The organism is Burkholderia sp. IDO3 (assembly GCF_003366075.1).
GTDB classification, from domain to species: Bacteria; Pseudomonadota; Gammaproteobacteria; order Burkholderiales; family Burkholderiaceae; genus Burkholderia; species Burkholderia anthina.
Window position 1 is genome coordinate 626,788 of record NZ_CP028964.1, and the last position, 21,469, is coordinate 648,256.

Below are 21,469 nucleotides of genomic sequence, written 5' to 3' on the forward strand. Positions count from 1 at the left end.
CCGTCGGCTCGGCAGGTGCCGAACCTCATGGGCGGTTTGTCGGCACGCAAGCTTCATGCCCGACGCCGGGCGACGACAGGCGGTACGCGTATCGTCGCGTCGTCATGGGCCGACCGCGAATGCGCGCGGAACACGGCACCGCGGCGCACTGTTTCGGGAACGTAGCAGAGTGTCCTCCACGCGGCCGGAGGATGGCTTGCGGATGACACATGCCGGGCGGTGACCGGCCGGCGAATTGCGGTGGAACCGGACGGCGAATGCCCCGGTGCCGCGCGACATCGGCGACGACGATCGTCGGCATGCGTCAAGACATCGCGCCGATCATTCAAAAACTTTTATTCGAACGCAAAGGAAAACTGAATTTTCAATTGTCGTCGCGCCCAATAACCTTGGTATCCACGAGGTCAGCCAACAGGAGCGAGACGATGACCAAGCCCGTCGAAGGCAGCACGAATTCCGATACACGGCAGCGCTACGCGGCCGGGGTGCTCAAGTACAAGCAAATGGGGTACTGGCAGCCGGACTATGAACCGAAGGACACCGACGTCATTGCACTGTTCCGCATCACGCCGCAAGCCGGCGTGGAGCCGGAGGAGGCCGCGGCCGCGGTGGCGGGCGAGTCGTCGACGGCGACCTGGACCGTGGTCTGGACCGATCGCCTGACCGCCTGCGACAAGTACCGGGCGAAGGCATACCGCGTCGACCAGGTGCCGAATACCGGCCCGGGCACGTCGGCCGAGCAGCAGTATTTCGCCTATATCGCCTACGAACTCGAACTGTTCGAGGAAGGATCGATCGCGAACCTGACGGCGTCGATCATCGGCAACGTATTCGGCTTCAAGCCGCTGAAAACGCTGCGTCTCGAGGACATGCGCATTCCGGTCGCTTACGTGAAGACGTTCAAGGGGCCGCCGACCGGCATCGTCGTCGAGCGCGAGCGGCTCGACAAGTTCGGCCGGGCGCTGCTCGGCGCAACGATGAAGCCGAAGCTCGGTCTGTCCGGGAAAAACTACGGGCGTGTCGTCTACGAAGGGCTCACGGGCGGCCTCGATTTCACGAAGGACGACGAGAACATCAACTCTCAGCCGTTCATGCACTGGCGCGACCGCTTCCTGTTCTGCATGGAAGCGGTCAAGCGGGCGGAAGCCGCGAGCGGCGAGGTCAAGGGCCACTACATGAACATCACCGCAGCGACGATGGAGGACATGTACGAGCGGGCCGAATTCGCGAAGGAGCTCGGCTCCTGCGTCGTGATGATCGATCTCGTCATCGGCTGGACCGCGATCCAGTCGATCTCGAACTGGGCGCGCAGGAACGACATGATCCTGCACATGCATCGTGCCGGCCACAGTACCTACACGCGGCAGAAGTCGCACGGCGTGTCGTTTCGCGTGATCGCGAAGTGGCTGCGTCTGGCCGGTGTCGACCACCTGCATACCGGCACGGCGGTCGGCAAGCTCGAAGGCGATCCGTACACGGTGCAGGGTTTCTACAACGTGTGCCGCGAAACGCTCAACGAGGTCGATCTGCAACGCGGGCTGTTCTTCGAACAGGACTGGGCCGCGACGAAGAAGGTGATGCCGGTGGCATCGGGCGGCATTCACGCGGGCCAGATGCATCAGCTTCTCACGTTGTTCGGCGATGACGTCGTCCTGCAGTTCGGCGGCGGCACGATCGGCCACCCGATGGGCATCCAGGCCGGTGCGATCGCCAACCGCGTCGCGCTCGAGACGATGACGAAGGCGCGCAACGAAGGCCGCGACATCGCGGCCGAGGGACCGCAGATCCTCGAAACCGCGGCGCGCGGATGCACGCCGCTGAAGCAGGCGCTCGACACCTGGCGCGACGTGACCTTCAACTATGCGTCGACCGACACGCCGGACTATGTGCCGACGGCAACGGCGTCGTAACGAACGGAGAACGACATGCGATTGACTCAAGGCGCTTTTTCCTTCCTGCCGGATCTGACCGACGACGAGATTCGCGCGCAGATCGAGTATGCGTTGCGTCAGGGCTGGGCCTGTTCCGTCGAATTCACCGACGATCCGCATCCGCGCAATGCGTACTGGGACATGTGGGGGTTACCGATGTTCGATCTGAAGGACGCGGCGGGCGTGATGCTCGAAGTCGATGCGTGCCGCAAGGTGAAGACGCGACATTACGTGAAAGTCAACGCCTTCGATTCGACCTTCGGTTTCGAGACGACGCGGCTGTCGTTCATCGTCGGGCGCCCGGCGTCCGAGCCTGGATTCGCGCTCGTGCGCGACGAGGGCGCGGCGCGCACGGTCCACTACCGCTTGCGGCCCTATGTGGAGGACCAGCCCGCGGGCGAGCGTTACGAGTGATGAGTGATGTCCGGTGCCGCGACGCACCCCTGCAACCCGCTGACGGGATTCGACGCCATGAGCAACGAAAGCGCCATCGATCTGCACGCCATCGTGCGTGACGCGAAAATCAACGACGTGCTGGAACGGCTCGATCACGACCTGGTCGGCCTCGCGCCGGTGAAGGCGCGCGTTCGCGAAATTGCCGCGTTTCTCGTCGTCGAGCGTGCGCGCAAGGCGCTCGACCTGGCGACCGTGGCGCCGTCCCTGCACATGTGCTTCACGGGCAATCCCGGCACGGGAAAGACCACGGTTGCGCTGCGCATGGCCGAGATTCTCCATCTGCTCGGCTACGTGCGCAAAGGGCATGTCGTCGCGGTGACGCGCGACGATCTCGTCGGCCAGTACATCGGTCACACCGCGCCCAAGACGAAGGAGGTGCTCAAGCGGGCGATGGGCGGCGTGCTCTTCATCGATGAAGCGTATTACCTGTATCGCCCCGAGAACGAGCGCGACTACGGCCAGGAGTCGATCGAGATCCTGCTGCAAATCATGGAAAGCCAGCGCGACGATCTCGTCGTGATTCTCGCGGGCTACAAGGATCGCATGGACACGTTCTTCAAGAGCAACCCGGGGATGGCGTCGCGCATTGCGCATCACATCGACTTTCCGGACTACACCGACCGGGAATTGTTCGAGATCGCGGAAGTGATGCTGCGCGACATGCATTACCGGCTCGATGCGGGTGCGGAGGACGCGCTGCACGCCTACATCGCGCGACGCAAGGCCCGGCCTCATTTCGCGAATGCGCGTTCGATCCGCAACGCGCTCGACCGGGCGCGGCTGCGGCAGGCAAACCGGGTGTTCTCGGCCGGCGGCAGCGTGACGCGCGACGTGCTCGAGACGATCGTCGCCGCGGATATTCGGGCGAGCCGCGTGTTTGGCGACACGCAATAACAGGAGAGCAATATGCAGCACGGCCGTACGACCCTCTCGAAATTCATCATCGAAGAGCACCGGCGCCACGCGGCGCAGGACGAGCAGCTCGCCGCGCTCGTCAACGACATCCAGACCGCGTGCAAGTACATCGGTACGCGCGTTGCCCGCGGCGCGCTCGACGGCGCGATCGGCGCCGCCGGCGCGAAGAACGTGCAGGGCGAGATCCAGCAGAAGCTCGACGTGATTTCGAACGAAATCATGCTGTCGTGCTGCGAGTGGGGCGGGCAGCTTGCCGGCATGGTCTCGGAGGAGCTCGAGCATGCGTACGAGATCCCGCGCGCCTACCCGCGCGGGCGCTATCTCCTGCTGTTCGACCCGCTCGACGGTTCGTCGAACATCGACGTCAACCTCACGGTCGGCACGATCTTCTCGGTGCTCGAGGTGCCGCCCGGCGTGACCGAGCCGCGCGTCGAGGACTTCCTGCAACCGGGCAGCGCGCAGGTGTGTGCCGGTTATGCGTTGTTCGGGCCGGCCGACATGATCGTTCTGACGCTCGGTCGCGGCGTGCACGGGTTCACGCTCGACCCGGAGATCGGCGCGTACATCCTCACTCACCCCGATCTGAGGATCGGCGAGGACACGTCGGAGTTCGCGATCAACGCGTCGAACATGCGCTTCTGGGAGCCGCCCGTGCGGCGCTACATCGAAGAGTGCCTGAAAGGCCGGGCCGGCCCGCGAGAGAAGGATTTCAACATGCGCTGGATCGCATCGCTCGTTGCGGAAGTCCATCGCATCCTGATGCGCGGCGGCGTCTTCATGTACCCGAAGGACAGCAAGGACCCGATGAAGCCGGGGCGCCTGCGGCTGCTCTATGAAGCCAATCCGATGGCGATGATCGTCGAGCAGGCGGGCGGGCGCGCGTCGACCGGGCGCGGACGGATTCTCGACGAGCCGCCCGAGGCGCTGCATCAGCGCGTGCCGGTGATTCTCGGTTCGCCGCGCGAGGTCGAACTGATCGAGCACTATCACCGCGAATACGACAGCGGCGCCGATGCCGAGTTCGACTCGCCGCTGTTCAACACGCGTTCGCTGTTCCGGGCGACGACGTGAGACGCGCTGGAGCTTTGCATTCCGAACAGAAGGAGGAGACATGTCGACCAAACATCCGATCGTCGTGATTACGGGTTCGTCGGGGGCCGGAACGACCACGATCACGAAGGCGTTTCGGCACATATTCCGGCGCGAGTCGGTCAATGCGGCGCTTGTGGAAGGCGATTCGTTCCATGCGTACGACCGCTTGCAGATGCGGCAGAAACTCAAGGAAGCCGAAGAAAGGGGCGACGGGCACTTCAGCCATTTCGGCCCGAAAGGCAATTTGCTCGACAAGCTCGAGGAATTGTTCGCGGCCTACGGCGAGACGGGTACCGGGCTTTGCCGAAAATATCTGCATGACGAGGCGGAGGCCGCCGAATATGACCAGGCGCCCGGCACCTTCACGCCCTGGACCGAGCTGCCCGGCGGCACGGATCTGCTGTTCTACGAGGGGCTTCACGGCGCGGTGGTGACGGACGAGGTCGATCTCGCGCGCCACGCGGACCTGCTGGTCGGTGTCGTGCCGATCATCAACCTCGAATGGATTCAGAAGCTGCATCGCGACCAGAACATGCGCGGCTACTCGCAGGACGCGGTGATCGACACGATCCTGCGCCGCATGCCCGACTACGTGGGCTACATCTGCCCGCAGTTCTCGCGAACGCACGTGAATGTCCAGCGAGTGCCGGTCGTCGATACGTCGAATCCGTTTATCGCGCGCGATATTCCGTCGCTCGACGAAAGCATGCTCGTGATCCGCTTCGCGAATCCGCGCGGCATAGATTTCCCCTATCTGTTGTCGATGCTGAACGGTTCGTATATGTCGCGACCGAATACGATCGTATGCCCGGGCGGAAAGATGGGGCTCGCGATCCAGTTGATTTTCACGCCGATGATTCTGCGTCTGATGAGCAATCGCCGGCAGGCGGTGCTGTAAACGCGTCCGTTCCGTCAAAGAGGATTAACCATGAGCTTTCCGGATCGTGCCGGCCGCGCTGCGAGCGCGGCCGAGGCGCCGCGTCGCCGGCTCGCGAACGCGCTTCGCTTTCTGGCGATCGACGCGGTCGAGGCGGCGAAATCAGGACATCCCGGCATGCCGATGGGCATGGCCGACATCGCCGAGGTGCTTTGGCGCAATCATCTCCGGCACAGCCCCGGCGATCCGGCGTGGCCGGACCGCGACCGCTTCATTCTGTCGAACGGTCATGGCTCGATGCTGCTTTACGCGGCGTTGCATCTGTCGGGCTACGATCTGCCGCTCGACGAGCTGAAGCGTTTTCGGCAACTGCATTCGAAAACGCCGGGTCATCCGGAAGCCGGCGTGACGCCCGGCGTCGAAACGACCACGGGCCCGCTCGGTCAAGGGCTCGCGAACGGTGTCGGCATGGCGCTCGCGGAAAAGCTGCTGGCCGCGCATTTCAACCGCCCGGGCTTTCCGATCGTCGATCACCGTACTTACGTGTTCCTCGGTGACGGTTGCCTGATGGAGGGCGTCAGCCACGAGGTAGGCTCGCTCGCCGGCACGCTCGGGCTCGGCAAGCTGGTCTGCCTTTACGACGACAACGGAATCTCGATCGACGGGCGCGTCGGCGGCTGGTTTTCGGACGACACGGCCGGGCGTTTTCGCGCCTACGGCTGGAACGTGATCGGTCCGATCGACGGACACGATGCGCAGGCCGTCGATGATGCATTACGTGCCGCGGGCACGAGCACCGGACGGCCGAACCTGATCGTCTGTCGAACCACGATCGGATGGGGTTCGCCGAATCGCGCCGATACGCACGAGGTGCATGGCGCGCCGCTTGGCGCCGACGAGATCGAGGCGACCCGCAAGGCGCTGGACTGGGATCATCCGCCGTTCGAGATTCCGGACGACATCCGCAAGCGCTGGTGCCAACGCGAGCGCGGTGCGGCGGAGGTCCGCCAATGGCAAGCGCGGTTCGATGCGTATCGTGACAACCATCCGGCCGAGGCCGCGGAGTTCGAGCGGCGGATGCGGCCCGACCTGCCTTTGAACTGGCCGGACATCGTGCGCGCGCTGACCGACGTTGCCGGTGCGGCTACGGCGCCGGTCGCGACGCGCAAGGCATCGCAGGCCGCGCTCGACGTGCTGGTGCCCGCGCTGCCGGAGCTGTTCGGCGGGTCGGCCGACCTGACCGGCTCGAACCTCACCGCGGTCGACGCGTCGCGGCCGGTCGACGGGCAGCGGGCGGTCGGACCGGGCGTGAACTACCTGTCCTACGGCGTGCGCGAGTTCGGCATGGCGGCGATGATGAACGGCATGGCGCTGCATGGCGGTTTCATCCCGTATGGAGGCACGTTCCTCGTTTTCTCGGACTACGCGCGCAATGCCATCCGCATGAGCGCGCTGATGAATTTGCGCGTCGTGTACGTGCTCACGCACGATTCGATCGGCCTGGGCGAAGACGGTCCCACGCATCAGCCGATCGAACACGTGGCGAGCTTGCGACTGATCCCGAATCTCGACGTCTGGCGCCCGGGCGACACGGTCGAGACGGCGGTCGCATGGCAGATGGCGATCGAGCGCAAGCACGGGCCGAGCGCACTCGTGCTGTCTCGGCAGAATCTTCCGCAGGCGGCTTGCGACGACGCGCGGATCGAAGGCATCCGCCGCGGCGGCTATGTGTTGAGCGAGGCGGCGGGCGGACCGCCGGACCGGTTGCTGATCGCGACCGGGTCCGAAGTCGGGCTTGCGCTCGACGCGCAGCGCAGGCTCGCGGACGAGGGCGTGCGCGTGCGCGTGGTGTCGATGCCGTCGACGTCGGTGTTCGATCGCCAGGATGCCGCCTACCGCGAGAGCGTGCTGCCCGCGGGCGTGCGCCGTGTCGCCGTGGAGGCCGGGATCGGCGACGCGTGGCACAAGTATGTCGGACTCGATGGCGGCGTGGTCGGTCTCGTCTCGTTCGGCGAGTCGGCGCCGGCCAGCGCGCTGTTTCCGCTTTTCGGCCTGACGGTCGAACGGATCGTGGACGTCTGCCGCCGATGAAGACACGCCTCGTTACCTTCGATCTCGACGGCACGCTGTTCGACACCGCGCCGGAAATCGCGCTCGCGGTGAATCGTACGCTCGACCTGTACGGCTACGCGCCGCTCGAGCTCGATACCGTCATCGGCTATATCGGGCAGGGCACGCGGGAACTGATGCGCCAGGTGCTGATCCATCACGGCGTCGTGCCGGACGCGGTGCTGGATTCGATCATGCCGGCGTTCTACGTCCGCTACGACGAAACGGCCGGCACGCTGGCGCGACCGTATCCGGGCGTGCCCGGCGCGCTCGAACGGCTGAGATCGGCCGGCATTCAGATGGCCGTCGTGACCAACAAGGATCACCGGTTCGCGCAGCGGCTGCTCGAAAATGCCGGACTCGGGGCGCATTTCGACATCGTCGTCGGCGGCGACAGCCTGGCTTGCCGAAAACCCCATCCGCTGCCGATTCTCCATTGCATCGAGCGCCTGGAGGCGCCGGTGGCGGCGACCGCGCACATAGGCGATTCCCGCACCGACGTCGAGACCGCCCGACGCGCCGGGGTGCAGGCCTGGGCCGTGCCTTACGGATACAACTACGGCGTCCCGATCGCGGACGCAGCCCCGGACCGCATCTTCCCGTCGATCGCGGCGATGGCCGAACACGTTTTTGCCGCGTGCTGAGCACGCGCGCCGAATTCATCGTCAAGGAGACGACATGCCTGTCAACGTAGCGATCAACGGCTATGGCCGCATCGGGCGCAACATCCTGCGCGCACTCCACGAAGCGGGGCGGACCGACGAAATCCGCATCGTCGCCATCAACGATCTCGGCGATGCGGAGATCCATGCCCATCTGACCCGCCACGACACGGTGCACGGCCCGTTTGCGGGCACTGTCGAAGTGGTGGGCGACACGCTCGTCGTCAATGGCGAGCGCATCAAGGTGCTGTCCGTGCGGAATCCGGCGGAACTGCCGTGGCGCGAACTCGGCGTCGACGTCGTGTTCGAGTGCACGGGCTTGTTCACGAGCAAGGAAAAGGCGTCCGCGCATCTCGAGGCCGGCGCGCGCAAGGTGATGATTTCGGCGCCGGGCGGCAAGGACGTCGACGCGACGATCGTGTACGGCGTCAACGACGCGATACTGAAGCGCGCGTTTTCCGTGATCTCGAACGCGTCCTGTACGACCAATTGCCTGGCGCCGCTGGTCAAGCCGCTGCATGCGGCGATCGGGATCGAGCACGGCCTGATGACGACGATCCATTCCTACACGAACGACCAGGTCCTGACCGACGTGTATCACGAGGATCTGCGCCGGGCGCGCTCGGCCACGCATTCGATGATTCCGACCAAAACAGGCGCGGCGGCGGCCGTCGGGCTCGTGATTCCGGAACTGAACGGGCGGCTCGACGGGTTTGCGATTCGCGTGCCGACGATCAACGTATCGGTGGTCGACCTGACCTTCAGGGCCGCGCGGCCGACGACGGTCGACGAGGTCAACGCGATCGTCGCCGCCGCCGCGCAGGGCGAACTGAACGGCATTCTCGGCTACAACGACGCGCCGCTCGTGTCCGTCGACTTCAACCACGACCCGCGCTCGTCGATCTTCGACGCGACCCAGACGCGCGTGTCCGGCGGCACGCTCGTCAAGGTGCTGAGCTGGTACGACAACGAGTGGGGCTTCAGCAATCGCATGCTCGACACCGCGATCGCCTGGATGAGGGCCGCCCGGTAAGCCCGCCGCGCTCCGCGGGCCGGAGCGCCTGCAGGCCGGTCGCGCCGGAACGATCGGCAGCACGTATTCGCCATTCATCAGGAGACCTTCATGGCACTTATCGCCTTGCGTCAATTGCTCGATCATGCCGCCGCGCACGACTACGGCGTACCCGCGTTCAACGTCAATAACCTCGAACAGATCCAGGCGATCATGGAGGCGGCCGACGCCACGCAAAGCCCGGTGATCCTGCAGGCGTCCGCCGGGGCGCGGAAATACGCGGGCGAACCCTATTTGCGGCACATGGTGCTTGCCGCGATCGAATCGCACCCGGATATCCCGGTCGTGCTGCATCAGGATCACGGCGGGAGTCCGGCCGTGTGCCAGATGTCGATCCGTTCGGGGTTTTCGAGCGTGATGATGGACGGTTCGCTTGAAGAGGACATGAAGACGCCGTCGAGCTACGCATACAACGTGCGCGTGACGCGCGCCGTGTGCGAGACGGCGCACGCGGTCGGTGTGTCGGTCGAAGGCGAGCTCGGCTGCCTCGGCTCGCTCGAGACGGGCGAGGCCGGCGACGAGGACGGCGTGGGCGCCGCCGGCAAGCTGTCGCACGACATGCTGCTGACCGATCCCGATCAGGCGCGCGACTTCGTCGAGCAAACCGGCGTCGATGCACTGGCGATTGCGATCGGCACGTCGCACGGCGCGTACAAGTTCACCCGCAAGCCGAGCGGCGACATTCTCGCGATCGAACGCATCGCGCAGATCCACGCGCGGATTCCCGACACGCACCTGGTCATGCACGGCTCGTCGTCCGTGCCGCAGGAATGGCTGCAGATCATCCGCCGGTTCGGCGGCGACATCAAGGAAACCTACGGGGTGCCGGTCGAGGAAATCCAGCGCGGCATCCGCAGCGGCGTGCGCAAGGTCAACATCGATACCGACATTCGTCTCGCGATGACGGGCGCGATGCGCGCGCTGTTTGCCGAACAGCCGTCGGAATTCGATCCGCGCAAGGCGTTCGCGGCCGCCAGGCAGGCCGCGGGCGAGATTTGCATCGCCCGCTTCGACGCATTCGGCTGCGCGGGGCAGGCCGCCCGGATCAAGCCGATTCCACTCGAGAAGATGGCAACGCGCTATGGCGCAAGAGGGTGAAGGCATGGATGCGCTCAATTCCGTTGTCATCGCGCCCAGCCTGTTGTCGGCCGATTTCGCGCGGCTCGGCGAGGAGGTTCGCGCGGTCGAGGCGGCCGGTGCGGACTGGCTGCATTTCGACGTGATGGACAACCACTATGTGCCGAATCTGACGTTCGGGCCGATGGTGTGTGCCGCGCTGCGTCCGCACACGTCGCTGCCGATCGACGTTCACCTGATGGTGCGTCCGGTCGACGCGCTGGTCGATGCGTTCGCGCAGGCCGGCGCGAATTCGATCAGCTTCCATCCCGAGGCGAGCGATCACGTGCATCGGACACTGCACCAGATCAAGGCGCACGGCTGTCGGGCCGGTCTCGCGCTCAATCCCGGCACGCCGCTGACGTGGCTCAGCGAGTTGCTGGACGATCTGGATTTCGTGCTGCTGATGACGGTGAATCCCGGTTTCGGCGGCCAGCAGTTCATCGAGTCGATGCTGCAGAAAATTCGCGTCGCCGCGCTGCACATCGATCAGCTGGCAGCCCGCACGGGCTGCCGGCCGAGGCTGGAAGTCGACGGCGGCATCAAGCTCGACAACGTGGCGCGGGTGGCGGAGGTCGGCGCCGACACGTTCGTGGCGGGCTCCGCCGTATTCGGCGCGCCCGACTATCGCGACGTGATCGACGGGTTGCGCGACCGCGCCGACATCGCACGCGTCGGCGCGCGCGAAAGCGGCATGACGAGACTGTGAGGCCGGCACCGGCAGGGAGAATGCACATGCGGGCACTGGTTTTCGACGTCGACGGAACCATGGCGGATACCGAGGCGGTTCATCGCGAGGCGTTCAATGCGGCGTTTGCCGAAGCCGGCCTCGACTGGCATTGGGACGAGGCGCTGTACGCCCGCCTGCTCAAGGTGGCGGGCGGCAAGGAGCGCATCCGGCATTACTGGCACTGCGTCGAGCCCGAGGAGGCCGCGGGGGGCAAAAGCCGGGACGTGGTCGATGCGATTCATGCGATCAAGACCCGCCGCTACACGGAACGGGTGCGCGGCGGCGGTGTGCCGCTGCGGCCCGGCATCCGGCGCCTGATCGACGAAGGGCATGCGGCCGGCATGCCGCTGGCGATTGCCACGACCACCACGCCGGCCAATATCGACGCACTGTTGTCCGGGCCGCTCGGTGTCGGCTGGCGCGAGCGGTTCGCGGCGGTATGCGACGCATCGACGGTACTGGTCAAGAAACCGGCCCCCGACGTGTACATCGCGGTCTTGCGGCAACTCGGCTTGCCGGCGGCCGACTGTCTCGCGCTGGAAGATTCGGAAATCGGCCTGCGCGCGGCGCGCACGGCCGGCATTCCGGTCGTTGTCACGCCAACCGCCTACACCGCGGCGCAGAATTTCGACGAGGCCCTCGTGGTGCTGCCGCATCTGGGGGACCCGGGCGTGCCGGTACGGCGGACCGGCGCGGAACCGGAGCACGACTGCGTCGATCTGGAATCGCTGCGGCGCATTCACCTGCGGCAGGACGTTCGATAAATCCCCGCGCCGACGCGGGTCGGCGCCATTTCGTTCGGTATCCGGACAAACTCGCGGCGCGCGGCCCGACCGCGAGCGACGGCCGTTGCGTCGGAACGCGGCCGTGCAGGTTCCGCATTACGTGTCGGTGGAAATCGAGGCATCGGGTGACGCGTCGTCCAGGAACATGTCGTCGAACCCCGGGTTCTCGTGCGACAGACGGATGGATAGCCGGCGCATCTTGCGATAGAGCGTGTTGCGGCTGATACCGAGCGCCCGGGCGACATTGCTGACGTTCCAGCGGTGTTCGTCGAGCAGCGTGTTCAACGTTTCGCGTTCGTTCAGCTGGATCGCATTGAGCGCGGAAAGATCGAGGCCGCCGGCCGGCGCCGGCGCAAGGTCCGCGGTCGCACGCGACATGGGCGGCAGCGCGGCGTCCGGCGCGGGTTGCGTGATTTCGACGGGCAGATCCTTGCAGCGGATCGGCTGTCCGTCGCAAAGCGCTATGGCGATCTGCAATACATGCCGCAACTGGCGAATGTTGCCGGGCCACGCATGATTCAGCAGTGCCTGCGCGGCTTCCGGCGTCAGGGCGGGGGGATCGTTGTCCGTTTCCTGAGCGAGCAGATGACGAATCAGCGCGAGCTTGTCGAGCCGGTCCTTGAGCGGCGGCAGGTTCAGCTCGATGCCCTTGAGGCGGTAATACAGATCCTCGCGGAATTCCCCTTCCTGCACGAGTTCGAGCAGGTTGCGGTGGCTCGCGCTGATGAGCTGGAAATCGACCTTGACCGTCGTTTCGGCGCCCAGCGGCGTGACCTCGCGCTCCTCGATCACGCGCAGCAGGCGCGCCTGCAGCGCGAGCGGCATGTCGCCGATTTCATCGAGAAAGAGCGTGCCGCCGTTCGCCTGAACGATCTTGCCGCGCCGTCCTTCGCGCTGCGCGCCGGTGAATGCGCCGGCACGATAGCCGAATAGCTCGCTTTCGATCAGGCTCTCGGGCAGCGATGCGCAATTGACCGGCACGAACGGGCCGCCGGCATGGGGGCTGATGCGGTGCAGGGCCTGAGCAAAAACTTCCTTGCCGGTTCCCGTCTGCCCTCTGAGCACGATCGGAATCTTGCGCTGGATGACTTGCGTCGCGAGCCGTATTTGCGCGGCCATGTGAGGGTCGCCGAACTCGAGATGCGCGATTTCGTCCGGCACGGCCTGCGGCGGCGGCTTTTCCCGCACGCCGGCGGCGGCCGCCGCGGCTCTCGGCGTGCTCCGCGTGCCGCTTTCCGCGCTGTTCTGCGGCGTCTGCGCGACGAGAAAGAAGCGGTTCGTCGCATTGGCGCTATAGACCGCGACCGGATGGAACGACCCGCGGATGCTGCGCGCGATCATGTCTTGCAGCGATGCGTTGAACGCTTCCTCGATGCGCCGGCCGCGCAATTCGTCGAGCGAGCGGAAGCCGAGCTGGAACAGGGCGCTGCGATTCGCGGCAAGCACGGTGCTGTCGTCTGCCACGGCCAGTTTGCCTCCGTGCAGCGTCCCGACGAATTCCGGGCGGCTGTGGAAGTGAATCATGTTGGTGTGCCGGTAGCGCACGTCCAGCAACCGGTTTTCGATCATCTGCCGCGACATGCCGACGAGCACCAGCGAATGCTGCTGCAGCAGCGTCGAGCGGCTCGTCACGTCGAGCACGCCGGCAATCTCGCCGCTGTCGTCGAAAATCGGCGCGGCGGAGCAGGTGAGCGACGTATAGCGCGGATAGAAGTGCTCGTGCTGACACACGGCGATGGCGTCGCGTTCGGCGAGACAGGTGCCCAGGCCGTTCGTGCCGGCCTCGCGTTCGCTCCATAGCGCGCCGACGCGAAAGCCGTCGGCGGCAACCGTTTCGGCAAACGCCGTCGACGCAACCTGGTGCAGGATCACGCCGTTGGCGTCGGCGAGCACGACCGCGAGATTGGGGTCGGCCAGTTGCTGGTACAGCGTCGCCATTTCGAGCTTCGAACACGCAATCAGATCGTGCATCGCGTCGCGGCGGGAACGAAGCTCCTGGTCCGTCAGGATCGGGGGGCGGACAAATCGCGAAGGATCGAGCTTGAATTCGTTCACGCAGCGCGCCCACGACTGGGCAACGGGCACGCTTGTCGGACGTGTCGCCAATTGACGATTGACGACACTCAGAACTTCGCGAACATGCGAACTGCTGTCAGCAGGCAATGACATGGGGGGTGTCTCCGCAGCGTCAATTCGGGTGCGCCGGTTTTCCCTGCCTCGCCATGCGCGTCACGATTGCCGCTTTATTGATGCTGCCTTGAAATGCAGATTTCGCCGGGCGCGCCGATTGGAAACCCGTAGTTGCGCAAAACGATTTTCCGTACGGCGGATGTTAAACAGTCACTCAAGACTTTACGCCCGATGGCGTTCTTGTTCAAGAAAACGTCGCATTTGCTCAAATCACATACCCGATGCGTGCCGTTTCAGCGGCGGCTCGGGCGCACAGGCGGTGCAGCCGCTCGCGGCATGAGATGCGCGCGCAACCAATCGTGCCGGATGCCGACGGGAAGCAGCACGTCTCGCGGCCGGCGCGAAGTCGACCGATTCCGAATCGCCGCGGAGGCGCTGCGCGTTGCGCAGCGGCAGGGCGCGCCGCGCACCGCAGATGCCTATCGCGCCGAGGCAGTCTTGTCGTGACCTAGACCGCAACTGCGGTAAGCGTCGGTCTGCAGCGAGCGGAATTTTTTCGTTTGCGCTTTCGCGTGGTCGACGCGGAACTCCGAGCCGCCTTCGCCGCCCAGCGACGCGTATTTCGAGAACGTCGACTGGTCGACGAATTCGTCGTAGGGCAGCACGGCCGCCATCTTGTCGATCACGCACGAGCATTTATAGATGTTCGCGAATTCGTGCCCGTTGTCGTCCATGCAGCCCAGCACATACTCGACGCGTCCCTGCGTCGGATAACTGTAGCCGCCGGACTGAAGCTGCGCCGTGGCCGCGAGATCGTCGGCCCGGGCGAGCGGCAATGCGAATGCGAGGCACGCGCCGACGGTCAGCATGCGAAGTGGCTTGATCATTTCACGACTCTCCAGGAAATGGGCGTAGCGCGGCGAGCGTTGGCGACAGCGGCGGCATCGGCCGTCGAGGGCCGCGAACGTTCGTACCCGTCGGCAGAAGCGAAAGCCGTACCAGCCGCGTCGCGCCGCATCTGTCACGACGGCGGGCACGGTTCGGCTGGCGCGTGCCTCGCAACAGTCACGCTTCGTATCGACGGCTGACACAGTGTGTCCCGTGTGCCGCGCCGCGGCCACGATCGCGGCTGCGGACGGCCGCGTTCGATCCGCTTGCATCGAAACGGACGAGCAGACGGCGCAAACCACCGCAGCGCGCGCACATGCCTGCGACGGCGAACTTCGTTCCCGTTGTTCCGATCCAGGCATGGAACCTGCTTTTTCCCTGATGCGCCGCAAAGCCCGACATCGATCGGGCAAGGGCGCAGATCGTTACCCGTACCCGAGGAGGCGCGCCCGGGCAATGCGGTAGCGAGGATTTCGCGTTTTTTGAACGGCAAGATATTTCTGGAGGGGACATGAATTTGCGTACCGCGGTTCTGGGGTTCGCGCTCATCGCGCTGACCACCTTGAGCTTTACCGATGCCCGGGCTGATTCACAGCTCGACGGGCTCGTCAAAAATCCATCCAACTGGGCGACACAGGCGGGCGATTACGCGAATCACCGCTACAGCCCGCTCAAGCAGATCAACGAAGACAACGTCGGAAAACTGCAGGTCGCCTGGACCATGTCGACCGGCGTGCTGCGCGGGCACGAAGGTTCGCCGCTTGTGATTGGCGACACGATGTACATACACTCGCCGTTTCCCAACAAGGTGCTCGCGATCAGCCTGAAGGATCAGACCTTCCTCTGGCAGTACCAGCCGAAGCAGGACGAATCGGTCGTGACCGTGATGTGCTGCGATACCGTCAACCGCGGGCTCGCGTATGGCGACGGCAAGATATTCCTGCAGCAAGCGGATACCAAGCTCGTCGCGCTGAACGCGAAAACCGGCGACGTTGTCTGGACCGCGCAAAACGGCAATCCGAAAGCGGGCGAAACCAACACCAACGCGCCGCATGTATTCGGCGACAAGGTCCTGACCGGCATCTCGGGCGGCGAGTTCGGCGTGCGCGGCCGGTTGATCGCGTATTCCATCAAGACCGGCAAACCGGTCTGGACCGCCTACAGCACGGGCCCGGACAAGGACATGCTGATGGACCCCGACAAGACGATGACCTATGCCGACGGCAAGATGGTGCCGGTGGGCGCGGACTCGTCGCTGAAGTCGTGGAAGGGCGATCAGTGGAAACTGGGCGGCGGCACGACCTGGGGCTGGTATGCCTGGGACCCGAAGCTGAACCTTGTCTACTACGGCACCGGTAACCCCGGAACGTGGAATCCGACGCAACGTCCGGGCGACAACAAATGGTCGTTGTCGATCGTCGCGCGCGATCTCAATACCGGCGTCGCGAAGTGGATCTACCAGATGACGCCGCACGACGAGTGGGACTACGACGGCGTCAACGAAATGATTCTCTCGGACCTGACGATCGACGGCAAGAAGGTGCCGGCCCTGGTCCACTTCGATCGCAACGGTTTCGGCTACACCCTGAACCGGGCGACCGGTCAGTTGCTGGTCGCGCAGAAGTTCGATCCGGCCGTGAACTGGGCCGATCGCGTCGACATGAAGAGCGGCAAGCCGATTCGCAACGCGGCCTATTCGACGCAGGCAGCGGGTTCCGATCACAACGTGAAGGGCATCTGTCCGTCGGCGCTCGGCACCAAGGACCAGCAGCCGGCGGCGTTCGATCCGAACTCGAGTCTGTTCCTCGTGCCGACCAACCACGTTTGCATGGACTACGAACCGTTCGACGTCGACTACGTGTCGGGGCAGCCTTACGTGGGCGCCACGCTGTCGATGTATCCGGGCCCGGGCAAGGACAAGGCGATGGGTAATTTCATCGCGTGGGACGCGTCGAAGGGCAAGATCGTCTGGTCGAAACCGGAACGGTTCTCGGTATGGTCGGGCGCGCTCGCCACCGCCGGCGGCATCGCGTTCTACGGCACCCTCGAAGGCTACCTCAAGGCCGTTCGCATCAAGGACGGCAAGGAACTGTGGCGCTTCAAGACGCCGTCGGGAATCATCGGCAACGTGTTTACCTACGAATATCAGGGCCGGCAGTTCGTCGGCGTCTATTCGGGCATCGGCGGCTGGGCCGGCATCGGCATGGCGGCGGGTCTCGAAAAGTCGAACGAAGGTCTCGGCGCGGTGGGCGGTTATCGCGAACTCGCCAAGTACACGGCCCTGGGCGGCACGCTCTTCGTGTTCGCCGTTCCCGGCGGGAACGGCTGACGGGGCGAAGCGGGTTGCAACGCGCGGCCGGCTGCCGCCGACGAGGATCGGGCAGCCGGCCACCCATGAATCGCAAGCATCGTCTGACCCGCGCAGTTGTTTGCGATGTGCCGATGGGCGCATCGCGGCGCGGCTTTATCCCGAGGAGACATCTGCATTATGAAAGGTCGAGCAATCCTGATGCGGGCCCTGCTGCCTGCCTTTTTCGTCACGCTGCCCGCTGCGCATGCAGAGACCGGTTCCGCGGCCGCCTACAAGGTGGTCGACGGCAGCAAGGTCGACGCCAATACGCTCCAGGGATGGAAGACCTGGCGCGCGCTCGCCTGCGAGCGTTGCCACGGCGCGAAGCAGGAGGGAATGGTCGGCCCGTCGCTGATCGACGCGCTCAAGACGCTGGACAAGACGGAGTTTCATCGCACGGTGTTCGGCGGCCGGGTGGACAAGGGCATGCCCGATTTCAGTTCGAGCGCGATGATGCAGAAGAACTGGGAATACCTGTACGCCTATCTGAAGGGGCGTTCCGACGGCAAGATCAACCCGGGAGATCTGAAGGCCATCGACGCGAAATAGTGCCAGCGGTTTTACATCGGGAGGGCTTGAAAGTGCGTCATGACAATCGAACGAACGTATACGTCATGCTTGTCGCCGCCGTGCTGTGCGGCGCCGCGGCAGGCGGCACGGTACGTGCTCAAGGCGCCCCGCGTGCCGACGATGGCGCGGACGGCGTGCTTCGGGTGTGCGCGGACCCGAACAACATGCCTTTGTCGAACAATAAAGGCGAAGGCTACGAGAACCGCATCGCGAGCCAGATGGCGAGCGATTTCGGCTACAAGCTCGAATACACGTATTTTCCGCAACGCATCGGTTTCGTGCGCCACACGTTGCGGGAGAAAACGCCCGATACCGATCGCTACAAATGCGACCTGATCATCGGCGTGCCGGCCGGCTACGACATGACTTCGACGACGCGGCCCTACCTGCATTCCACGTACGCGATGGTATTGGCGAAGCGGCCCGAGCTGGCCGGTATCGCCGCGCCGGACGATTTGCTCAAGTTGCCGCCGGAGCAACTGCACAAGCTGCGCATCGGCGTCTTCACGCAGACCCCGGCGGTCGACTGGCTGCTCGGTCATGGCCTGATCGACCAGGCCGTCTCGTATCAGGTGCAAAGCGGCGACCCGCAGAAATATCCCGGTCAGATGATCGAGGACGATCTGCGCGCGGGCAACGTCGACGTCGTGTTCGTGTGGGGGCCGATCGCAGGCTATTTCGCCAAGCGCTCCGGCGACGGCGTGAAGCTTGTGCAGTTCCCGGTGACGCCCGGCATCCGCTTCGACTATACGATCTCGATGGGGGTGCGTTACGGCGAGAAATCGTGGAAGGACAAGATCGATCAATGGATCGGTGCGAACCAGGACAAGATCGACGCCATCCTGGCAAGCTATGACGTGCCGCTTCTGAAGCCCGTCGACGCATCCAGGTCGATGGTTGCGGCGCCATGAGCCGCGCGCGGAGTCGATCCTGGCGCATCGGGGGGCTCGTGCTCGCGGCATGCGTCGCGTGTGCGACGGGAGGGATGCCTGTCGCGGCGCGCGCGGAGGCCGCCGCGCAGATTTCTCCGGCCGAGCGGCTGATCTTCATGGCGGATCATCTGCACGGCATGGGGCGGGACACCGAACTCGACTACGCGCTGTCCGACTCGGATGCCACGGCGGCCGGTACCGACGCGATCGCGGTTCGGGTCGTCAGCGCGGGGAACGCCAACGGTGATGCCCGCGTGTTCGATCACGGCAAGGCGGTGCCGCTGCCGAACGCCGGCCTGCCGTGCAATCCCGCGATCATCTATTTTCTCGAGCAGGACATCGCGGAAATGGAACGCCTGACCGGTGGCAAGCGCCGCTATTTTCAGCAGCGCTTGCGCCTCGCGCTGGCGGCCGGGCCGAAGATCGAAACGGTGACGACCCGGATCGGGGGCAAGGTGCTGACCGCCCGGCAGATCGTCGTGCAGCCGTATCTGGCGGATCCGAACGCGGCGCGTTTCGCCCGCTATACCGGCAAGCGCTACACGTTTCTGATGGCCGACAGCGTACCGGGGCAGGTGGCCATGATTCGCACCGATGTGCCCGGCCCGAACGACGGGATTGCGCATCCGCAGCAAACGCGCACGCTGGTTTTTCGCGCGATGCGGCACACGCCGACGCCGCCGCACGACGGGACGAAGGCGTCTGCGCAGTTGTCCGACGCGTCCCGGGCCGGACGCTAGCGAGGGGCCGCGTCACGTGAGTTTCATTCGCACGCTCACCCTGCGCCAGTTGAAGACGTTCGTCGTGGCGAGTCGCTACGAGAGTTTTGCGCGTGCGGCCGAGGAGTTGCATCTGACCTTGCCGGCGGTGTCGATGCAGATTCGCCAGCTCGAGGATGCGGTCGGCCTGCGTCTGTTCGAACGCATCGCGCGCAAACTCTCGTTGACCGAGGCCGGCGAAAAGCTGAGCCATCACGCGAGCCGGATTCTCGGCGAGATCAAGGATGCCGAGGATGCGATGACGTCGCTGAAGCAGGCCGATACCGGCTCGATCGCGGTGGGCATCGTCAGTTCGGCCACCTATTTCGCACCGAAGCTGCTGGCGAGGTATTCGCACCTTTATCCCAGGGTCGACGTGCACTTTTCCGTGGGCAATCGCGACGCGCTGCTGCGCATGCTGCAGGACAATGCGATCGACCTGGCCATCATGGGACGGCCGCCGCCGGAGCTCGATACGACGACCGAACCGCTCGCGCGGCATCCGCAGGTCGTGATCGCACCCCGGAGCCACCGATTCTGCGGCGCACGGCGTTTCGACCTGCAGGAGCTGCGGCACGACACGTTTCTGTTGCGTGAACCCGGTTCGGGAACCCGCATGGCGGCCGAGGAGATGTTCAAGCACCATCTTTTCACGCCGGCGAAAATCGTCACGCTCGGCAGCAACGAAACGATCAAGCAGGCGGTGATGGCCGGCATGGGCGTCAGCCTGATCTCGCTTCATACGCTGCTGCTCGAATTGCGCACCGACGAAATCGCGTTGCTCGACGTCAACGGCATGCCGGTCGAGCGTACGTGGCAGATCGTCCATATGCGGGCCAAACGGCTGTCGCCGACCTGCACGGTATTTCGGCAGTTTCTGCTCGAGCACGCCGCCGCCTATCTGGAGCACGAGTACGCCGCCTATTTGCATCGGCTGCCGGACGATACGGGCCGACATGAACGGCCGGGATAGGCGCGGGTGTGCGTTCACTGCCGTGAATGCCGCGCCGCCGCACCGGTTTGCGTCGAGCCGGCGCGTGTCCATCCGCCACAGGAGACCAGGAGAGCGCATCGATGGGTATCGGCGAACAACTGCAAGACTGGCGTCTGCGGGCCCTGCAGATCGAAGAAGAAATCTCGCATGCCGTGATCGGCCAGTTTCACGCCATCCGGCTCATCAACGTGGCGTTGTTTGCCCGCGGGCATGTCCTTCTCGAGGGCGGTGTCGGCGTGGGCAAGACGACCGTGCTGCGCGCGTTCGCACGCGTCGTCGGCGGGGAGTTCGAGCGCGTCGAGGGAACGGTCGATCTGATGCCGGGCGATCTCGTCTATCACACGTACGTGGACGCCGAAGGCCGGCCGAGGATCGATCCCGGGCCGCTGCTCCGGCACGGCGAGCGGTTGGCCACCTTCTTTTTCAACGAAATCAATCGCGCTCGCCCACAGGTCCAGTCGCTCCTGTTGCGCGCGATGGCGGAGCGTTCGGTCCGGGCGTTCGATCGCGAATATCGCTTCCCGCACATGACGGTGTTTGCCGACCGGAACAAGGTCGAGAAGGAGGAGACCTTCGAGTTGGCGTCGGCCGCGCGCGACCGCTTCCTGTTCGAGCTGGGCCTGTCGACGCCGGACGAGCCCGAGGTGCGGCGTGCGCTGGTATTCGACGCGTCGTTTCACGACGTCGATTGCCTGCTCGAGCGGCTTTCGCCTGCAATCGTGCCCTGGGAGCAATTGAATCGGGCCGGTGCGGCCATTCAGGCGAGCGTGCAGGCCAGCGAAACGATCGAGCGTTACGTGCTGGACATCTGGCAGGCAACGGAGAATCCTCGGCGTTTCGGCATCGCGCTCGATGGCGTCGACATGCAGCGGCTCGTTCTGGCGGGCGCGAGCCCGCGAGGTATGAGCGCGCTGCTGAGGGCCGCTCGGGTGACGGCATGGCTCGCGGAGCGTACGCATCTGATTCCGGAGGATATTCATGCGGTGCTGATGCCCGCGCTCGGGCATCGCGTGTTTTTCACGCCGATCTACGAACTGCGCCGCCAGGAACTTGCCGAGGCCCTGATGGCGCAGATCGTGAGCCGGCTCGCCGTGCCCTGAAT

The 21,469-nt window shown here is 64.9% G+C and carries 19 protein-coding genes; 17 read left to right on the plus strand and 2 right to left on the minus strand.

Annotation, left to right across the window (positions count from 1 at the left end; genetic code table 11):
• The first annotated feature begins 425 nt into the window (after window positions 1–425).
• From DCN14_RS34520 to DCN14_RS34570, 11 genes are all read left to right on the plus strand, one after another.
• Entirely contained in the window at window positions 426–1,910 is a 1,485-nt protein-coding gene (locus DCN14_RS34520; protein ID WP_096506952.1) for a form I ribulose bisphosphate carboxylase large subunit, read from the plus strand.
• Window positions 1,911–1,925: 15 nt separating this feature from the next.
• Complete coding sequence (locus tag DCN14_RS34525) at window positions 1,926–2,345, plus strand: ribulose bisphosphate carboxylase small subunit (RefSeq protein WP_096506951.1); 420 nt, start codon at window positions 1,926–1,928, stop codon at window positions 2,343–2,345.
• Between the two features lie 57 nt (window positions 2,346–2,402).
• The gene (cbbX, locus tag DCN14_RS34530) at window positions 2,403–3,281 is read left to right on the plus strand and encodes a CbbX protein (protein ID WP_096507078.1); all 879 of its coding nucleotides are present in this window, start codon (window positions 2,403–2,405) and stop codon (window positions 3,279–3,281) included.
• A 12-nt stretch (window positions 3,282–3,293) separates the two neighbouring features.
• A complete protein-coding gene (locus DCN14_RS34535) occupies window positions 3,294–4,373 on the plus strand; it encodes a class 1 fructose-bisphosphatase (protein ID WP_096506950.1) in 1,080 nt (359 codons plus the stop codon).
• Between the two features lie 40 nt (window positions 4,374–4,413).
• Window positions 4,414–5,292 (plus strand): phosphoribulokinase, encoded by an 879-nt coding sequence (locus tag DCN14_RS34540; RefSeq protein WP_096506949.1) that lies wholly within the window; start codon window positions 4,414–4,416, stop codon window positions 5,290–5,292.
• A 30-nt stretch (window positions 5,293–5,322) separates the two neighbouring features.
• Window positions 5,323–7,362 carry a transketolase gene (tkt, locus tag DCN14_RS34545; protein ID WP_096506948.1) on the plus strand — a complete coding sequence of 680 codons (2,040 nt, stop codon included), beginning with the start codon at window positions 5,323–5,325 and terminating at the stop codon, window positions 7,360–7,362.
• Window positions 7,359–8,024 (plus strand): phosphoglycolate phosphatase, encoded by a 666-nt coding sequence (gene gph / locus DCN14_RS34550; protein ID WP_096506947.1) that lies wholly within the window; start codon window positions 7,359–7,361, stop codon window positions 8,022–8,024. The genes tkt and gph overlap by 4 nt, the downstream gene beginning before the upstream one ends.
• A 34-nt stretch (window positions 8,025–8,058) precedes the next feature.
• The gene (gene gap, locus DCN14_RS34555; protein WP_096506946.1) at window positions 8,059–9,075 is read left to right on the plus strand and encodes a type I glyceraldehyde-3-phosphate dehydrogenase; all 1,017 of its coding nucleotides are present in this window, start codon (window positions 8,059–8,061) and stop codon (window positions 9,073–9,075) included.
• Window positions 9,076–9,165: 90 nt separating this feature from the next.
• Complete coding sequence (fba, locus tag DCN14_RS34560) at window positions 9,166–10,212, plus strand: class II fructose-bisphosphate aldolase (protein WP_096506945.1); 1,047 nt, start codon at window positions 9,166–9,168, stop codon at window positions 10,210–10,212.
• A gap of 4 nt (window positions 10,213–10,216) precedes the next feature.
• Window positions 10,217–10,939 carry a ribulose-phosphate 3-epimerase gene (rpe, locus tag DCN14_RS34565; protein WP_096506944.1) on the plus strand — a complete coding sequence of 241 codons (723 nt, stop codon included), beginning with the start codon at window positions 10,217–10,219 and terminating at the stop codon, window positions 10,937–10,939.
• A gap of 26 nt (window positions 10,940–10,965) precedes the next feature.
• A complete protein-coding gene (locus DCN14_RS34570) occupies window positions 10,966–11,724 on the plus strand; it encodes an HAD family hydrolase (protein ID WP_096507077.1) in 759 nt (252 codons plus the stop codon).
• 117 nt (window positions 11,725–11,841) lie between these two features.
• On the opposite strand, the gene DCN14_RS34575 is transcribed toward DCN14_RS34570, so the two are convergent.
• Window positions 11,842–13,914 carry a sigma-54-dependent Fis family transcriptional regulator gene (locus DCN14_RS34575; RefSeq protein WP_096506943.1) on the minus strand — a complete coding sequence of 691 codons (2,073 nt, stop codon included), beginning with the start codon at window positions 13,912–13,914 and terminating at the stop codon, window positions 11,842–11,844.
• A 440-nt stretch (window positions 13,915–14,354) separates the two neighbouring features.
• On the minus strand, window positions 14,355–14,762 hold the full coding sequence (locus DCN14_RS34580) for a hypothetical protein (protein WP_096506942.1): 408 nt from the start codon (window positions 14,760–14,762) through the stop codon (window positions 14,355–14,357).
• 512 nt (window positions 14,763–15,274) lie between these two features.
• Here DCN14_RS34580 and DCN14_RS34585 point away from each other — a divergent pair.
• The 6 genes from DCN14_RS34585 (at window position 15,275) to DCN14_RS34610 (ending at window position 21,467) form a co-directional block, all read left to right on the plus strand.
• The gene (locus DCN14_RS34585; protein WP_096506941.1) at window positions 15,275–17,092 is read left to right on the plus strand and encodes a methanol/ethanol family PQQ-dependent dehydrogenase; all 1,818 of its coding nucleotides are present in this window, start codon (window positions 15,275–15,277) and stop codon (window positions 17,090–17,092) included.
• A gap of 159 nt (window positions 17,093–17,251) precedes the next feature.
• The gene (locus DCN14_RS34590; RefSeq protein WP_096506940.1) at window positions 17,252–17,662 is read left to right on the plus strand and encodes a c-type cytochrome; all 411 of its coding nucleotides are present in this window, start codon (window positions 17,252–17,254) and stop codon (window positions 17,660–17,662) included.
• A 65-nt stretch (window positions 17,663–17,727) separates the two neighbouring features.
• Window positions 17,728–18,594, plus strand: a complete 867-nt coding sequence (locus DCN14_RS34595) for a substrate-binding domain-containing protein (protein WP_096506939.1) — start codon at window positions 17,728–17,730, stop codon at window positions 18,592–18,594.
• Window positions 18,595–18,668: 74 nt separating this feature from the next.
• Window positions 18,669–19,355, plus strand: coding sequence for a hypothetical protein (locus DCN14_RS34600; protein WP_096506938.1), 687 nt, complete (start codon window positions 18,669–18,671; stop codon window positions 19,353–19,355).
• Window positions 19,356–19,371: 16 nt separating this feature from the next.
• Window positions 19,372–20,346: a LysR family transcriptional regulator gene (locus DCN14_RS34605; protein ID WP_096506937.1), complete on the plus strand. Its 975-nt coding sequence runs from the start codon at window positions 19,372–19,374 to the stop codon at window positions 20,344–20,346.
• Between the two features lie 101 nt (window positions 20,347–20,447).
• On the plus strand, window positions 20,448–21,467 hold the full coding sequence (locus DCN14_RS34610) for a MoxR family ATPase (RefSeq protein ID WP_096506936.1): 1,020 nt from the start codon (window positions 20,448–20,450) through the stop codon (window positions 21,465–21,467).
• Window positions 21,468–21,469: the final 2 nt, after the last annotated feature.

Coding starts and splice junctions, on each gene's coding strand:
- DCN14_RS34525 (WP_096506951.1), top strand. CDS start 1,926: ATGCGATTGACTCAAGGCGCTTTTTCCTTCCTGCCGGATCTGACCGAC.
- DCN14_RS34585 (WP_096506941.1), top strand. CDS start 15,275: ATGAATTTGCGTACCGCGGTTCTGGGGTTCGCGCTCATCGCGCTGACC.
- fba (WP_096506945.1), top strand. CDS start 9,166: ATGGCACTTATCGCCTTGCGTCAATTGCTCGATCATGCCGCCGCGCAC.
- rpe (WP_096506944.1), top strand. CDS start 10,217: ATGGATGCGCTCAATTCCGTTGTCATCGCGCCCAGCCTGTTGTCGGCC.
- DCN14_RS34535 (WP_096506950.1), top strand. CDS start 3,294: ATGCAGCACGGCCGTACGACCCTCTCGAAATTCATCATCGAAGAGCAC.
- DCN14_RS34520 (WP_096506952.1), top strand. CDS start 426: ATGACCAAGCCCGTCGAAGGCAGCACGAATTCCGATACACGGCAGCGC.
- DCN14_RS34570 (WP_096507077.1), top strand. CDS start 10,966: ATGCGGGCACTGGTTTTCGACGTCGACGGAACCATGGCGGATACCGAG.
- DCN14_RS34575 (WP_096506943.1), bottom strand. CDS start 13,914: ATGTCATTGCCTGCTGACAGCAGTTCGCATGTTCGCGAAGTTCTGAGT.
- DCN14_RS34540 (WP_096506949.1), top strand. CDS start 4,414: ATGTCGACCAAACATCCGATCGTCGTGATTACGGGTTCGTCGGGGGCC.
- DCN14_RS34580 (WP_096506942.1), bottom strand. CDS start 14,762: ATGATCAAGCCACTTCGCATGCTGACCGTCGGCGCGTGCCTCGCATTC.
- DCN14_RS34610 (WP_096506936.1), top strand. CDS start 20,448: ATGGGTATCGGCGAACAACTGCAAGACTGGCGTCTGCGGGCCCTGCAG.
- DCN14_RS34600 (WP_096506938.1), top strand. CDS start 18,669: ATGCCTGTCGCGGCGCGCGCGGAGGCCGCCGCGCAGATTTCTCCGGCC.
- gph (WP_096506947.1), top strand. CDS start 7,359: ATGAAGACACGCCTCGTTACCTTCGATCTCGACGGCACGCTGTTCGAC.
- DCN14_RS34595 (WP_096506939.1), top strand. CDS start 17,728: ATGCTTGTCGCCGCCGTGCTGTGCGGCGCCGCGGCAGGCGGCACGGTA.
- gap (WP_096506946.1), top strand. CDS start 8,059: ATGCCTGTCAACGTAGCGATCAACGGCTATGGCCGCATCGGGCGCAAC.
- cbbX (WP_096507078.1), top strand. CDS start 2,403: ATGAGCAACGAAAGCGCCATCGATCTGCACGCCATCGTGCGTGACGCG.
- tkt (WP_096506948.1), top strand. CDS start 5,323: ATGAGCTTTCCGGATCGTGCCGGCCGCGCTGCGAGCGCGGCCGAGGCG.
- DCN14_RS34590 (WP_096506940.1), top strand. CDS start 17,252: ATGAAAGGTCGAGCAATCCTGATGCGGGCCCTGCTGCCTGCCTTTTTC.